The sequence below is a fragment of the Riemerella anatipestifer genome (assembly GCF_035666175.1).
GTDB lineage: Bacteria > Bacteroidota > Bacteroidia > Flavobacteriales > Weeksellaceae > Riemerella > Riemerella anatipestifer_D.
The window spans coordinates 1,441,805-1,457,753 of sequence record NZ_CP142016.1 but is presented as its reverse complement, the minus strand read 5'-3'; the positions used below and the strand labels follow the sequence as shown (position 1 = coordinate 1,457,753).

Below are 15,949 nucleotides of genomic sequence, written 5' to 3'. Positions count from 1 at the left end.
AAATGCAAAATATTAGTACATATCAAAATTTTTATTTCATAGGCATTGGAGGGATAGGAATGTCTGCCTTGGCGAGATATTTCCATTCCATTGGGAAAACGGTTTTAGGCTATGATAAAACTTCTACCAAACTAACTTCGACACTTATTTCGGAAGGGATAAAAATCAGTTTTGAAGATAGTATTGATGAGCAAATAAAAGCCTTTAAACCTGAAGACACTTTAGTAATTTATACGCCAGCAATTAAACAATTAGGCATTTTAGATTTTTTCCAAGAAAAAGGCTTTACGGTACTTAAACGAGCGAAGGTTTTAGGACTTATTACTAGTGAAACCGAGTGCATCGCTGTTGCAGGAACTCACGGTAAAACTACTACTTCTAGCTTGGTAGCCCATCTTTGTAAGGAAGTTAATTTGCCATTTTCTGGTTTTTTGGGAGGTATTGCTGAAAACTTTGGGTCTAATTTCATATTTAATGGTAACGATTATTCTGTGGTGGAAGCCGATGAATACGACAGAAGTTTTCTTAATTTAGCTCCAGATTGGGCAATTATAACCTCTACAGATGCAGACCATTTAGACATTTATGGAGATAAAACTACCATAGAAAAGGGCTTTAGAGATTTTGCTCATTTGGTATCGGAGGAGTGTCAGCTTTTTGTGCGAAAAGGTATAAACTTGGATAGAAATGCGACTACCTATGCTGTGAACGAAAAGGCCGATTATTATTCAGACGAGTTGAGGTTGGAGGGAGATTCTATATCGTTTAATTTCTATACTCCAGATGGGGAAACTCAATGCTTTAGTTGGGAAATACCAGGCATTCATAATGTGGAAAATGCCACAGCAGCATTGGCTGTTTTGCATAAAATAGGTGTTTCTTTAGAAGATTTAAAAGAGGCTTTGGCTAAATTTAAAGGCATTAAAAGGAGATATACCAAGCATATTTTCCCTAACGGAAAGATTTATGTAGACGATTATGCCCACCATCCTACGGAGCTTAATGCGGTGATTGGTTCTATCCGAACATTCTATCCCGATAAGAAACTTTTGGTGGTGTTCCAACCGCACTTGTTCAGTAGAACGCGAGATTTTGCAGATGACTTTGCTAAAAGTTTGTCTCAAGGAGACGAGTTGATGCTTTTAGATATTTATCCTGCGAGAGAATTGCAAAAGGATTTTGAAGGTGTTAGTTCAGATTGGTTGTTAGAAAAAGTAACATTGGCAGACAAAGAGGTTTCTAGTTTGTCGGAGACTTTTGGTAAAATTAAAAATAAAAACTTTGACATTTTACTTACGGTAGGTGCGGGAGATATAGACACGCTTTATGATGGTATTGTAAGCTGGTTAAAGGAAGCATAGAACTTTAAAATGAAGAACAAGTACAGAATATTAAAAATAGCTGTTACGATTATCCTGCTGGGATTTTTGTTAAACTTTTCATTGAAAAGATTTAATAATACCTCTATGGATAAAGTGGCTGTTAATATTATTCAAGGAGAGAAGCCAGTCTATTTTATTGATGAGAAAGAAATAGAAAGCATTGTTAAAAAAGCCAATACTACCAATAAAGTTGGAGATATTGATATACCCAAATTGGAACGAAAAATCACAGAATATTCCGCGGTAGATAGTGCCAATGTTTATCTTAGCCTTGATGGTATATTGCATTTAGATATTGTGCAAAGAGTGCCTGTGTTTAGGCTAAGCAAAGGGAAGAAAGAGTTTTATGTAGATGAAAAGGGGATTGAATTTCCTATCAATCGTAATTATTCAGCATCGTGTATGCTTGTGAGTGGTAATGTGCAACCAGAGGAATATCCTCAATTGATAGAGCTGGTAAAAAAAATAAATAAAGACGACTTTAGTAAAAAGTTTTTCATTGGTATTGTAAAAGAGAGAGAAAATTATTATCTTATTGCCAATGAAGAAAACTACAGAGTGGAGCTAGGAAGTTTGGAAAATATAGATTTCAAAGTTAAAGGTTTCAAAGCGTTTGTAGAAAAGTATTTGGTTTATCAACCTTCGGATAAGTACACCAAAATATCATTGAAATATGATAATCAGATTGTAACTACACTTAGTAAAGGTTACAAAGAAGAAACAGATAAAGAAGAAGAAAAGAATCAATAAAATCAAATTCAAATCAAGATAAATGGAAAGCCAAGAGTATTCAGTAGGATTAGACATTGGGACCACCAAGATCGTTGCCATCGTTGGTCGTCGTAATCAGTACGGTAAGATAGAGGTTATGGGAGTAGGTGTGGCACCTAGTTTAGGTGTGCATAAAGGGATTGTAAACAACATTGCCCAAACCATCAATTCCATTAAAACAGCTGTTAGCGAGGCTCAAAAAAGTGCAGGTGTACCTATTACTAAGGTAACGGTGGGTATTGCAGGTAAACATATCCGTTCTTTGCAACACTCGGATTACATTATGCGAGAAAATCCAGATCAATACATTACCGAGGAGGATATAGAAGAGCTTAAAAATCAAGTTAAGAAATTGGTGATGCTTCCTGGTGAAGAGATTATCCATGTACTTCCACAAGAATATAAGGTAGACTCGGAGGGCGAAATCCAAGAGCCAATAGGAATGCACGGAAAGCGTCTTGAAGCTAATTTCCATGTGGTGGTAGGGCAGATGAGTAGTATTAAAAATATCAGTAGATGCGTTAAAGAAGCAGGGCTAGAGATGGAGTCGCTTACTTTGGAGCCGTTGGCATCATCTGAAGCTGTTCTTACTAAGGAAGAAAAGGAGGCTGGAGTAGCCATTGTAGATATAGGTGGTGGTACTACTGATATTGCAATATTTAAGGATAATATTATCCGTCACACTTGTGTTATCCCTTACGGAGGTGGTATTATTACCGAGGATATTAAAGATGGCTGTTCTATTATCGAAAAACACGCAGAGCAACTTAAAGTTCGTTTTGGGTCTGCTGTTCCAGAATTGGAAAAGGAAAGCACTTTTGTTACCATTCCTGGGCTTCATGGAAGAACTGAAAAAGAAATTTCTCTAAAAACATTAGCGAAGATTATTCATGCTAGAGTAGAAGAAATTTTGGAGATGGTAAATACCGAACTTAAAGCCTACGGAGCACATGAGAAAAAAAGAAAACTCATTGCGGGGATTGTGCTTACAGGTGGTGGTTCTAATCTAAAACATCTGAGACAGCTCGCAAATTATATCACAGGGTTTGATAGCCGTATAGGTTACGCTAATGAATATATTTCTAACGATAAAAATCAACATTTAAAAAGCCCTGAATTTGCAACATCTATAGGGCTTCTAATGGAGAGTTTGTCTATTAGAGATAAGAAAACTAATTCTTTAGTTCAAGAGGAAGTATCTGTTTCTAACCAAACGGTTGCTGATAAAACCAGTCAAGAGGATAAAGCATTAGATAGTACCGAACCAACTCATAATGAGACTGTGGTTCAGCAAAATGCTTCTAGAAAGCCTACCATAGGGCAAAACATCTTAGAAAAGATAAAAAAATTCTTTGAGGAATCGGAATAATTAAGTAATTTAGTCATTTAAAATGAAGTAATGGAAAATACCAATAAAACAGGTTTTGAATTTGATTTACCAAAAGGCAACTCATCTATTATCAAGGTGATAGGTGTAGGTGGTGGCGGAAACAATGCCTTAAAACATATGTATGAAAGAGGGATTCACGGCGTAGATTTCGTCATTTGTAATACAGATGCACAAACGCTGAATAACAATCCTGTTTCTAATAAAGTTCAGTTAGGTATCACAACTACAGAAGGCTTAGGTGCTGGTGCAGACCCAGAAGTGGGAGAAAAGGCTGCAATAGAAAGTATAGACGAAATAAAAAGCACTCTAGGACAAAATACCAAAATGGTGTTCATTACCGCTGGTATGGGTGGTGGTACAGGTACAGGTGCGGCACCTATCATTGCTAAGGCGGCGAAGGAAATGGGTATTTTAACGGTGGCTATCGTTACAGTTCCGTTTTCTTTTGAAGGAAAAAGAAGATTAGACCAAGCTGAAGCAGGGCTAGAGAAACTAAGAAATAATGTGGATTCTCTCATCGTGATAAACAACGATAAACTAAGACAACAGTTTGGTAATTTAGGATTTAAACAAGGTTTTTCTAAAGCAGATGAGGTGCTTACCAATGCAGCCAAAGGTATGGCAGAGGTAATTACTGGTTCTTTTGTTATCAATATTGACTTCCGAGATGCTAAGTCGGTGTTGCAGAATTCAGGTACAGCCTTGATGTCTACAGGAAGTGCTACAGGAGAGAAGAGAGCAGAAGAAGCTGTTAAAAAGGCATTAGACTCCCCGCTTCTTAATGATAACAAAATTACGGGAGCTCAAGATGTATTGCTTCTTATTCAGAGTGGTTCTGATGAGGCTTCTGAAGCTACGATGGACGAAATTGGTCTTATCAACGATTATATCCAAAACGAGGCAGGAAATACAGCTAACATTATCTTTGGTGTAGGTACAGATGAAGAACTTGGTGATGCTATTAGAGTATTGGTAATTGCTACGGGATTTACTAATGAAAACCACATCAATGCAGGTCCTACGGAAGTAGTTAAGGTACCTTTACACGAAACGGCAAACTCAGTTAGAAGAGAGTCGCCTTTTAAAATTTCTTCTGATGCTAAGAATGCAGGGTTAGGTTCTGTTGCTACAGAGAAAAACATCGTGAAGCTAGATGAAGAAGATGATTTTTCTTCACCACAATTTTCAGCAAATAGGTTAAGTGGAGAGCAGTTAGCGGTTCAAGAAGTACAACCAATGACCTATGTTGAAGAGGTTAATGAAGAATTTGAAGAAGGAAGTAATGAACTAGATTTATTCTCTTATGATGAAGGATACGAAGAACCAAAAGGAATATCTTTTACTTTTGAATCAAAAGACGAAAGTAGCATACAACCTACCAAATCTTTATTCTTAGATGAAAAACCTGTAGAGTTCAGCTTTAAAATAAAAGAAGAAGAGCCTACTTTTGAAGAGGAAGTAAAAACAGTATCTAATACTGTTGTGTCTCAAGAGCCTCAAGTAACTCAGAAAGTAGAAGAGAAACCTATATTTCGTAATGAAGAAATAGCTCAAGAGGAAACGCTTTTTACTTTTATAGAGAAAAAAGTAGAAGACTCTAAAGTACAGGAGAGAAGAAATAAGCTAAAAGAATTTAATTCTCGTTACCAAAATGTAGATGAGGAAAATACTTTTGAAACAGTACCTGCTTTTAGAAGAAAAAATATTAAACTAGATGATAGCCCTTCTGATGAGCGTATCAGTAGTTTTTTAGCTGATAACAATGGCAGAGTAGAGCTTAGAGAAAACAAATTTTTGAATAAAGATGTAGATTAGTTTCTACATTTTTGATACTTGATTGACTTCTTTAAAAACCTCAGAATAAATATTTATTCTGAGGTTTTTTTTATTAGCAAAACTATATCATTTTCTTTACCCATTCAAAAAATTTAAATGGAACATATTTGAACGGAAGGTCTAAAAATGTTGGTGTTTTTACGATAGCTCTTTCATTACTAAAGGCTAAAAAACTGTACTTTCCGTGGTACTTGCCCATACCACTATTCCCAACACCACCGAAAGGAAGATGATGATTGGCAATATGCATAAGCGTATCGTTGATGCAACCTCCGCCAGAACTTGTTTTTAAAATTACCTCTTTAGCAGTTTTATTTTTACCAAAATAATACAATGCTAATGGCTTTTCATGTTGATTGATATACGAGATAGGTTCATCAATATGGTCAAATGTCATTACAGGTAACAATGGTCCAAAAATTTCCTCTTGCATAATGGCGAAGTGAGGCTCTACATTATCTATAATAGTTGGAGCGATGTATTTTTGGCTGGAATCTACTTCTCCACCTAAATAGATATTTCCTTCATTAAGAAACTTAGAAAGCCTTTCTACTGATTTATCATTTACAATACGAGGGTAAAAAGGGCTAGATTTAACATTGGTGCCATACATTTCTTTAATGTGGTAAGCTATTTTTTCAAGAAGCTCTTTTTTTACTGAACGGTGTACCCAAAGATAATCTGGAGCGATGCAAGTTTGTCCAGCGTTGATGAGTTTTCCCCACGCAATTCTTTTGGCAGCAAGGTTGAGGTTTGCCTCTTTATCCACAATACAAGGGCTTTTACCACCTAATTCTAACACAATGGGTGTTAAATTTTCTGCCGCCGCTTTCATAACCACTTTTCCTAGAGATGGACTTCCGGTAAAGAAAATAAAATCAAAGCATTCCTCTAGCAAGTAGGTGTTGGTTTCTCGTCCACCTTTAACAAAGGTAATGTACTCTGGCGGAAAATATTCTGTTAGCATTTCTTCCACTACATTCGCAAGATGTGGAGCGTCAGGAGAGGCTTTTAGTAAAGCACAACAGCCAGAGGAAATAGCCCCTACTAGAGGATTGATAAGAAGCTGGAACGGATAATTCCACGGAGAGATAATAAGAGCTACACCCAAGGGTTCGTAGATGATACGGCTAGATGCAGGAAGTACCGAAATAGGCGACCAAACCCTCTTAGGACGAGTCCAACTTTTTAATTTTTTTAAATGATAATTAATTTCGTTGAGAACAATGCTAATTTCTGTAAGGTAAACTTCTTCTTTAGATTTGTGTAAATCTTTCCATAAGGCTTCTTCTATTTCGGGTTGATATTTTAGTATGGCTTGTTTTAGTAGAGATAATTGCTTTAGTCTAAAATCAATAGCCTTGGTTTGTTGAGTTGCAAAAAATGCTTTTTGCTTTTGGACGAGTGCTGATATTTGGGCTTTTGGAGTTTCCATTGGTATAATTATTTTTTATGACCTTTAAAGTCAGCCATTGTTTTATAGATTCCTAGTAAACTTCCTGCAAACCAATCAAAAAAACGAAGAGGGAACAACCCTTGACCTATACGAGTTAAACGATAGATATAGCTAGGAAGCGTTACCATTTTTCTGTTGTTTTCTATGGCACTAATGATAGTTTTAGCTGCTTTTTCAGGATCTAATATAGGTAGAACAGATTTTACGCCATCAAACATTCCAGTGTTGATATAGTAAGGCATAATGGTGGTTACTTTGATGTTTTTTTTCAGCTGTTCCATTTCTAGCCTAAGGCTGTCAGACCAACCAACAACAGCCCATTTGCTCCCTGCATATACGGACATTTTAGGGTTAGATACCAATCCTGCCGAAGAGGCAATATTACAGATATGTCCTAAATTTTTTGTGAGCATATCTTGTAAAAATAGATTAGTGATTACCATAGGTGCATTGGTATTGATTTCTATGGTTTTTAAAATATCCTTTTGAGAGTGTTCGTGGAAATATTTGCCTACCACAATCCCTGCATTGTTAATTAGAATATCAACATTACCAATCTTTTGTTTAGTTTTTATGGCGAAGTGTTGTACTTCGTCATAATTGGAAACATCTACCTTATATCCGAAGATAGAACCTAGTGATGAAAACTGGAGGATAGTTTCATCAATTTTTGATTGGTCAATATCCCAAATAATCACTTTAGCACCTTTCTCTAACGAAAGTCTAGCCATAATTTTACCGATGCCGCTAGCGCCTCCTGTGATGAGGATATTTTTATGTTGAAATTTTTTGCTCATACCTAGAGAGAATGGTTAGTATGAAGAAGGCTCTCTTCTGTCGGAAGTCCATTTAGCATGTTGAGAAGGCTGTATTTTTAGACCTCTACGGTAGGTATAAACTTTGGTAAATACTGCTCCAAAAAAGATGAGTCTGCAAGTATAATTTATCCACATTATAATTAGAATAACGGATCCAGCTGCTCCGAAAGCAGATGTAGGTTTAAAATGACTGAAGTAAAGACTTAATAGAGATTTACCTAAAGTAAACAAAAATGCGGTAATAAATGCTCCTACCCATACAGAACGCCAAGAAAGCTGAACATCTGGAAGGACTTTAAACATAAGAGCAAACAGTAGAACAACAATAAGGAACCCCACAAGTGTATTTATGATTTGTATAATATAATAGGTCTCTAGCCCTAGGTGTTGAGAGATAAAATCATTAGTTAGCCCTATAAGTGTAGATAAAATCATTGTAATCATCATTAGAAAGCCAATAATGAGTATCATTCCTAGTGAATTTGCACGGTCTACTAGAAATTTGAGTATAGCCTTTTGGGGAGCTGCTTTTACACCCCATAATTCATTGAGAGACTTTTGAAGTTGAAAAAATAGGGTTGTCGCCCCAAAAATGAGAGTTACCACTCCAATAATTCTCATAATAATTCCGTCTTGGTCTATCATAGAAGATATTAAGATACCATCTAAACTTTTGGCGGTATCTTCTCCCATAATTTTTGTAACCTCTTGTAATATTTTTTGTTGAAAATTGGTATCTCCGAAAATAATCCCCATAACCCAAATTAAAATTATAAGTAATCCAGGTATGGAAAATATAGCATAGTAAGCAATTCCTGCCGCATCTCTATCTGTATTTGAGTTGCTCCAATCTGCTCCTGCTTTTCTAATGGTTTCCCAGTAAAATTTAAGATTATCTTTCATAATAGTCTTTTTTCTAAAAAGGATAGCCGATGGCTATGTTTAGGATTAGGTTATCTTTTCTCCAAGAAGAATTGTTAAAATCAATATGGTTAAATCTCCATCGTTCCCCTTTGTTATAATAGGGTACTCTTATAGGAATGGCAAGATCTGTCCTTAGTACAAATATATTAAAATCAAATCGAAGTCCTAAGCCTCCTCCTATAGCAATTTCAGAAGCCCAATCTTTACCAAACTTAGCACCTGGGCGAGTAGGATCATCATTGATAAGCCAAATGTTACCAGCATCTAAAAAGAGACCTAAGTTAAGAAAACGATAGAGGTTTAAACGATATTCTAAATTAGTTTCTAGCCTAATATCTCCTGCTTGGTCTAAAAAGAAACTGCCTTGTTGGTTTCTTGGGTCATAACTACCTGGACCTAGTGTTCTAGCTCTAAAGGCTCTGATACTATTACTTCCTCCTACAAAAAATTGTCTAGAAAAAGGTACTGTAATAGAATTGCCGTAAGGGTAAGCTAATCCCATCATTAGCCTTGCAGCTAAAACATTTTTAGAGTTTATATTATAGTAGTAACGAAAGTCTGTATCCAATTTTGCATACTGGCTAAAGGGTACACCTAGTATGGTTTTTTGTCTTCCTTCTTTTACATTTGCATTAGACAGTAACCCTGTAAGATTGGCTGATAAGTCGGCTATACCACGAAAGTAGAATTGGTGTGTTCTAGGTATGATGGTATTGGTGTATGTATATTGGTACATAGGTCCAAAAACTAACTGCCTTTCTATTGCTCTAGCTAAATTAGGGTATATCTTTGCTAGGGATTTATATTCATTCGAAACACTTTTAGGGTTAACATAAGTAGCACTAAATATTTTAAGGTCGTGCTCTCTCTGTGCATTTTCTTTCCACAAATATCCAAAAGAGGTACTAAAGTTATGTAAAGTATACTGTCCTGTTCTTCGCTGATAGTCATACCCTAGGTTTACTTGTGTTCTTGGAACAAACTCTGAACTGGTATGAAACTTAAAAGGAGCTATAATCCTTGGGAAAGTAAGTTGAGCGTTGCCTCCAAATCTTAATATATTACTGAAAGCTCTAGGACCTCCAGCTTGCACGTCCATACCTCCATAAGCAGTAATTCTTAGTTGCTCTGCACCTTTAAATAAGTTTCTGTGAAGCCAATTGATATTTATCTCTCCACCGTTAAAGTTTGCAGAATTAGTCTTACCTAATGCTTCCATACGGAGTGATTGAAAATTGTTTGGGGTGAGTAGGTAGTACGCATCAAATTTATTATTTAGAGAATCTGAAATGATAAACTGATTTTTCACAAACTTAAAAACACCTAGATTTATAAGTCTTTTAAGCGTAAGGTTATGGTCTCTTCTGTTATAAATTTCACCTGAGTGAAAGTACATAGTCCTATCAAAAACTTGTGGTTTAAATTTTTTTTCAGGGTCTATAATGTACATGTCTTTGTAAACTTCTAGGCCGTCAGTCGTGGTGGGAATAGCTATACTTCCTTTCTCTACATTTTGTATGCTATAATCGGGGTAAATAATTACTTTATCTATACTAAACTTTTTTTTGCTAAGTTCTGGAGTTTGGTCTTTTAGTTTTACATTGACTGCAACTTTATTGTTTCCTACAGTGCTATCCGCTTGAATAATGATGTTATCTGGACTAAAATAATAATATCCATTCTCCTTCATATAAGTATCTATACGGAGTCTCTCATTTTTTATTATTTCGAGATTATAGGGTTCTTGTGGTTTTATTAGGCTTTGTTTTTGTGTTGCTTTTATATCTTCTACTACCTCTTCATTGGTGGAAGACAGGAAGTTTACGGTATCTATAAAATATCTATTGTAAGGAGTTATAGTATATAAAACCTTAGCAGTTCTACCTTTTGTGAGGGTATCATATCTTACTTTAGTATTAAAATAGCCAATATTTTCTGCATAATTAACGGTAATTTCTTTATTAAACTCTCTATCTACATCTTGTAGAAGAATAGGTTTTTCTCCTAGTTTATTTTTAATCCAATATCGCAGACCTTTATTTTGTTTAGTTTCTCCTGCCCATTTATAAAAATACAATCTAGGACGTATTCCTAAAAATGAAGCATTAGGTTTAGGAGAAAGTTTGCTCTCCGTACCTTTTTTCAGCTCAGAAATATCGTTTTTGTTCAATTGTTCTGATTTTATTTTGATTTTAGCTCCAGTATATAAAATTTCTCCTTCTTTAAGGGTAGAAGCTCCAGAGCAGCCTACTATAAAAATACTGATATAAACAATGTGTATGAATATTGAATATTGTTTGATTATATGTTTCATTTTTGAAGAAAGATATTCTATTGTTTTTTATTCTTTTTCTTTTTTAAAATTTCTCTAAGGTCGTTGTAATCCAGAGTGATTACAAAGCCTAATCCTGTTTCTATAACTTGCCCTTGTAGAGCTACTTGATATTGGTTTTTTCTGTAAGTTCTTAGAAGATATCTGCCGTCTTTAGAAAGCATATAATCTACCATAATATCTCCTGCTATATTAGAGGCTTGTTCTCCAAGTCTAGTAGCTCCTTCTAATCCAAAGTTACTACCTAAAGATACCTTGAGCCTATCATTAAGTAATTTTTTACTCAAAGCTACATTTAGGTCTGTTCTTGAGGTTCTTTCTCCAGTAGAATAATCATCTGACGATTCTAGATCAAAATTAAGTTCTACACCAGCAATTAAATCTCCAGCTAAATCGTTTAAACTTTGGCTTAAAATTCTACTAACACTTTGTTTTGCCATTGATTCAGCGGATATTCCTGAACTCGTTTCAAAAGGGTTTTCTCCAATAAAACGATTGAGGAGTAGAAGGGCAAAGACCTGTTTGTTTAACTCTGAAGTTTCTTGACGAAGCTGAGCTAGTCTTTGTTCTGTGTTTAATATTACGGTAGAACTTACTGCGGCGTTCTTATCCTCTGTTGTAATGTCAAAAGAGATTTCGGGCTTCATGAGTTCACCTTTCATAATGAGGTGGGTATTAAATGGAATACGTTGTTTATACTGATTAAGCTCTCTTGGGCTAAGTCCTGCCAACTGTTGCTGTACCAAATCTAGAGGAGCCGTTTCTGTGGTATAAATTGCAGTTATATTCATATCAGCTTCAGTAGGTTCTCCGTTCCATGTAATGGTACTTCCTTTTTTTATTTCAAATTTTCTTCTGAGCATATTCACGGACATCTCATAGGCTCCAGAATGTACCTCATAGACACCTACGAGAGTGGTTCTTCCGGAAGGAGATACACCTCCTGTGAGCTGTGCTTGCCCCTGTAGTTTTACAAAATCGCCATTGGCTTTGTCTATGACCAAAGACATTTTCGCATTTTTATCTATATCTATATTAACCGAGATATCCATACCTTTAAGTTGATTTTTGGGGCTTAAAGTGTCTGCTATCTCATTTTTAGCCAATCCAAATTTAGCTTTGTCTACAAATTCAACAATTCCTTCTCTATCTTGTTTCGTAGGAGTACTTTGAGGGAGTATAAAGGTAAAATCTGTGGCATCGGTTACAGATAATGTCCCGTCCACTTTTGGCAAATCCAAATTACCTCTTATCCTTAGATTGGTATCTAGAGAGAGTACACCGTACATCATTTTATCATTATCTTTTTCAGAATTTACTAGCTTAAAATCTTTGGCATTAACATCAAGATTGAAAGCATATTTCTTGAAATATTCGGTTTGTATATCTCCGTTTATGAGTAAACTGTTATTTTCTGTATCACGAAGTTTAAATTGTTCAAAAACAATATTTTGTCCTGAAAATCTTATTTCATCTTCAATATTTTTAAAAACAGTTCCTGTTTTAGCAATCTCTAGCCCTACATTATTGAATTTTATCCCACCTCTTATTTGAGGTTTTTGAGCCGTACCATTGATGTTTAGTTTTCCACTAAAATAGCCCTCTCCATTTTTTATATTACCTAAGGCAAAAGCCTCTAAAGTTTTAGTAGGAAGATTATTAAGATTTAAAATAAACCCTAAATCTCCTTTTTTGAGGTGATAGTTACCTTCTGATTGTACATCATTGCCTTCTCCTGTAAGAGCAATTTTGGTATCAATTAAGTCAATCACTTTGGTATTGGCTTTTATATCTAGATTTCCTACTCTGTTTCCTTTTAGCTTTAGGTTAGATATATTTAGGTCTGCATCTACCTTTAAATTGGGCTTAAAAGTAGAGACTAATGCATTACCATTAACAGAGCCACTAGCAATAAGACTGTCTTTTTTTACCATCTCTGTAATATCTTCTACTTTAAAATTAGAGATGGAGATATTTAATGGGCTACCTAATTTTTGTTCTTGGCTTTGCAACAAAATGGAAGAGTTTCCTTTGGTAAGATTAAAGTTATCAGCAAATATACCTTCCTTTCCAAAGCCGATAACATTTTGCTCTTCTACCTGCCATTTATCATAGTTGAGCATTAAACCTTGCGGAATAAAACTAAATTTGTTGATGTTTTTTTCATTTCTAAATATACCAGCTAACGCATATTGCTCTGTCCCTTTGGAGTCTTTAGTGCTAAAGTTAATTCCGATATTATTATTGTTAATGGTTCCATTCAAATCGAGTTGATGTAAGGCTAAATTTTCATTAGTTACCTCTGTTAGACCGAGTCTATATCTTAGTTCTTCTTGACTATTGTTTATGTTAAGTGATAGCCCACTAAGTTTATATGCTGCATATTCTACTATTGGGAAATCTGCCTGAAACTCTATCTTTTGCTGATTTGAATCAAAAACACCTGTTATATCTCCTCCATCAAAATATTTTAAATCAGGTACAAATATTCTTAGAAGATTGTCATCTTTTACTTTAGCATTCAGAGTGAAGTGCTGGTTAGGTTCTAAGCTCTTTTTGTAATTAGATTTAGGGTTAAATTCATAGTAATTATTAAGTGTTTTTAATAAAATATCAGAAATTTGAGTAAGTTTATATTTTCCCTGTATAGAAGCATCTATAACTTGAGATTTTAAATTTATTTTGTTCTCATTAGGGGTAGATAATGCTTCAAGTTTAATCTCTTGTAAAGGTAAAGTTTGGTCTTTATGTGTGATTTTAAAATTCTCTAAAAGAATATAACCGTTGAGAAAATCTGGGTTGATATTACTAAAATCACTATCTATTTTACCTGATAAGGCTAGAGGCTCTTTGTATAAATTTAGCTTATATGGATTTAGTAATTCAATATTTCCGTTGAGTTTTATATTCGAGGTTTTGTTGAGGTTGCCTGCTAGCTTAAGATCTAAATTAGCATTAGGGTCTTTAGACATAATATGAGCGGTTAATCTCCCTGTCATTAGACTCCCTTTGAGATTAACACCTGTATAGCGATAGCCTTTAAAGTCAAATTTTTTAATATTTCCGTTGATTGATGTTTGGGCCGTTTTAGGGTTAAACCCTACTCCATTTGCTTTTATTTCTCCTGAAAATATTCCTAAATCTTTATTCCTTAATAATTTTCCTAGAACGAGTTGTTCCGTTTCTGCTAAGATGGTGTATTTTTCTCCATTTTTGGGTTTAAGGTTAGCATAGGCATCTAGTCTAAGGTCTCCTAAACTGGTATTTATCTTCAGGTGGGATAAAACAGAGGAAGTACTGCCTCTAGCAGTGCCTTTTAAAGAAATAGTTTGAGGTAGTTCAATGTTTGAGGGGATACTATTTCTAGGAGCTAAATTTTGTATATCTTTTTTAGTTGTCTTTAACTCGTTAATGGCGATATTGTAATTTAGTAAATTAGGATTAGTTACATTTTTTATTTGTCCCGAAATATCCAGTATTGTACTACCTAAACCACTAATGTGTAATGTGTTTATATTTAAATCATTTACTTTACCTCTTAAGCTGGCATCTATATTTAGTACTGATTTGGGATATTGTTTAAGTATCTCATTTTTCTTTAAATCAGGAGCAAATAAATACAAATCACTGAAGCCTATTTTAGAGTTTCTAAGGTTAATGGCTAGCCCAGCAGAGCCTATGTTACTAGACAGTTGTTGCGGAGAATTATAGGTAATTACAGCTTCGTCTCTAAGAATACTGTTGTTGGTTTCCAAAAGCAGATTTTTAAGGTATGCTATATTTTTCTTGTACGCGAAGTCAGTTTTGAAATTCTTTACTGCAAGCCCGCTCTTTTCGTAAAGTTCTACTTTTTTTACGGAACCAATCAGCTCTTCATTCAACATTCTAAAATCTCTAATATTTACATTGAGTTTTTTGAAGTTTAAATGATTAGCATCAAATCCTTGTTGATGCTTTTTTGAATTATCATTATAGGATAACATTACATCATCTAAAGCGAACAAATTAAGTTTTACATTGGGAGTTTTACTCTTGACTTTTGCAGGGTTCTCTGGAAGCTCATCTTGTAAAGATTTGTTTTGAGAAGAGCTTTTGAGATCCACATTTATTTTGGCACCTAGAAGTTTAATTTGGTCTATATCATATTTATTTTCAGGTAAATCTATATTATTAAAATCCCCAGATAGTTCTTTAAATAAAACCTTGAAATAAGATTGAGTAGTATTGTCTGCATAATCTACATCAAAATTGGTAAAACGCAGAAAATCTAGTTTTATCTGCATCGGTTTTTTGGCTGAAAGACTATCTATTGTTTTTGCAGTTTCTTTTATAGCTTCATTTAAGACCTCTTGTTTTAACCTTAGTTTGAGACCATCAGCAGTAAGCCCATTGAGGGCATAAATATTTTCTTTAAGATTAAAGTCTTTAACTTTTGTTTCGAAATTATTGAATTCTATTTTCAGATGGTTTCCTTGCTGAAAATCATTAAAATTGACATTAACGTGTTGTAATTTTATTTTATTTAGAGATAGAATGAAAGGCTTAGAATCTTGTTTTTCTTCGTCTTTGTTGCTAGCGAAAGCGTCCAGTATATAATCGAAATTAAAACGCCCTTGTTCGTCTCTTTTTACATTGGCTCTAAGTCCATCTAATTCAATAGATGTGAAGTCTGCTTTGTTTTGCAAAAGCTGAAAAATATCTAAACCAACGTCTAATTTATTGATGTGCAGTAATGTATCCTTGTTTTTTTCTTCTAAATAAAGTTCTTCTAGTCCTAATTTATTAGGGAAGCTAATGTAAACTCTTTTTAGGCTTATAGGAGTTTTTATTTTAGTTTCAACATAACTTACAACACGGTCTTTAACGAAGTTCTGAACGACAGGAATATTAAGGCTAAATACTAATATACTTAATATTATAACAACGCTTCCTAAAATAATAGCTCCTATTCTAAGTGTGTTTTTTATACTATTTTTCAATGAATCAAATTTAATAAAGTTTCTAACTAAATTTTGTGTTAAAAATGATGATTGTAAGAGT

Annotated in this window: 9 protein-coding genes; 4 read left to right on the top strand and 5 right to left on the bottom strand. The window is 34.5% G+C overall.

Translation table 11 applies throughout. From position 1 onward, the window contains the following. The first annotated feature begins 2 nt into the window (after positions 1-2). From murC to ftsZ, 4 genes are all read left to right on the top strand, one after another. The gene (gene murC, locus VIX88_RS07210; RefSeq protein WP_064969340.1) at positions 3-1,361 is read left to right on the top strand and encodes a UDP-N-acetylmuramate--L-alanine ligase; all 1,359 of its coding nucleotides are present in this window, start codon (positions 3-5) and stop codon (positions 1,359-1,361) included. A gap of 81 nt (positions 1,362-1,442) precedes the next feature. Continuing rightward, positions 1,443-2,132 (top strand): cell division protein FtsQ/DivIB, encoded by a 690-nt coding sequence (locus VIX88_RS07205; RefSeq protein WP_064969341.1) that lies wholly within the window; start codon positions 1,443-1,445, stop codon positions 2,130-2,132. Between the two features lie 22 nt (positions 2,133-2,154). Next, a complete protein-coding gene (ftsA, locus tag VIX88_RS07200; RefSeq protein ID WP_064969342.1) occupies positions 2,155-3,522 on the top strand; it encodes a cell division protein FtsA in 1,368 nt (455 codons plus the stop codon). A gap of 30 nt (positions 3,523-3,552) precedes the next feature. Next, positions 3,553-5,358: a cell division protein FtsZ gene (ftsZ, locus tag VIX88_RS07195; RefSeq protein ID WP_064969343.1), complete on the top strand. Its 1,806-nt coding sequence runs from the start codon at positions 3,553-3,555 to the stop codon at positions 5,356-5,358. Positions 5,359-5,440: 82 nt separating this feature from the next. Here the strand turns inward: ftsZ and VIX88_RS07190 are convergent, their stop codons facing one another. The 5 genes from VIX88_RS07190 to VIX88_RS07170 are packed head-to-tail and all read right to left on the bottom strand — an operon-like array spanning position 5,441 to position 15,888. Then, the gene (locus VIX88_RS07190) at positions 5,441-6,814 is read right to left on the bottom strand and encodes an aldehyde dehydrogenase (protein WP_064964549.1); all 1,374 of its coding nucleotides are present in this window, start codon (positions 6,812-6,814) and stop codon (positions 5,441-5,443) included. 8 nt (positions 6,815-6,822) lie between these two features. Further along, complete coding sequence (locus VIX88_RS07185; RefSeq protein WP_214193712.1) at positions 6,823-7,632, bottom strand: SDR family oxidoreductase; 810 nt, start codon at positions 7,630-7,632, stop codon at positions 6,823-6,825. A gap of 15 nt (positions 7,633-7,647) precedes the next feature. Continuing rightward, positions 7,648-8,556 (bottom strand): YihY/virulence factor BrkB family protein, encoded by a 909-nt coding sequence (locus VIX88_RS07180; RefSeq protein ID WP_222535070.1) that lies wholly within the window; start codon positions 8,554-8,556, stop codon positions 7,648-7,650. A gap of 13 nt (positions 8,557-8,569) precedes the next feature. After that, entirely contained in the window at positions 8,570-10,891 is a 2,322-nt protein-coding gene (locus VIX88_RS07175) for a BamA/TamA family outer membrane protein (RefSeq protein WP_064969345.1), read from the bottom strand. A gap of 17 nt (positions 10,892-10,908) precedes the next feature. Beyond that, complete coding sequence (locus tag VIX88_RS07170) at positions 10,909-15,888, bottom strand: translocation/assembly module TamB domain-containing protein (protein WP_064969346.1); 4,980 nt, start codon at positions 15,886-15,888, stop codon at positions 10,909-10,911. Between the last annotated feature and the right edge of the window lie 61 nt (positions 15,889-15,949).

Coding starts and splice junctions, on each gene's coding strand:
- VIX88_RS07190 (WP_064964549.1), bottom strand. CDS start 6,814: ATGGAAACTCCAAAAGCCCAAATATCAGCACTCGTCCAAAAGCAAAAA.
- ftsA (WP_064969342.1), top strand. CDS start 2,155: ATGGAAAGCCAAGAGTATTCAGTAGGATTAGACATTGGGACCACCAAG.
- ftsZ (WP_064969343.1), top strand. CDS start 3,553: ATGGAAAATACCAATAAAACAGGTTTTGAATTTGATTTACCAAAAGGC.
- VIX88_RS07180 (WP_222535070.1), bottom strand. CDS start 8,556: ATGAAAGATAATCTTAAATTTTACTGGGAAACCATTAGAAAAGCAGGA.
- VIX88_RS07175 (WP_064969345.1), bottom strand. CDS start 10,891: ATGAAACATATAATCAAACAATATTCAATATTCATACACATTGTTTAT.
- murC (WP_064969340.1), top strand. CDS start 3: ATGCAAAATATTAGTACATATCAAAATTTTTATTTCATAGGCATTGGA.
- VIX88_RS07185 (WP_214193712.1), bottom strand. CDS start 7,632: ATGAGCAAAAAATTTCAACATAAAAATATCCTCATCACAGGAGGCGCT.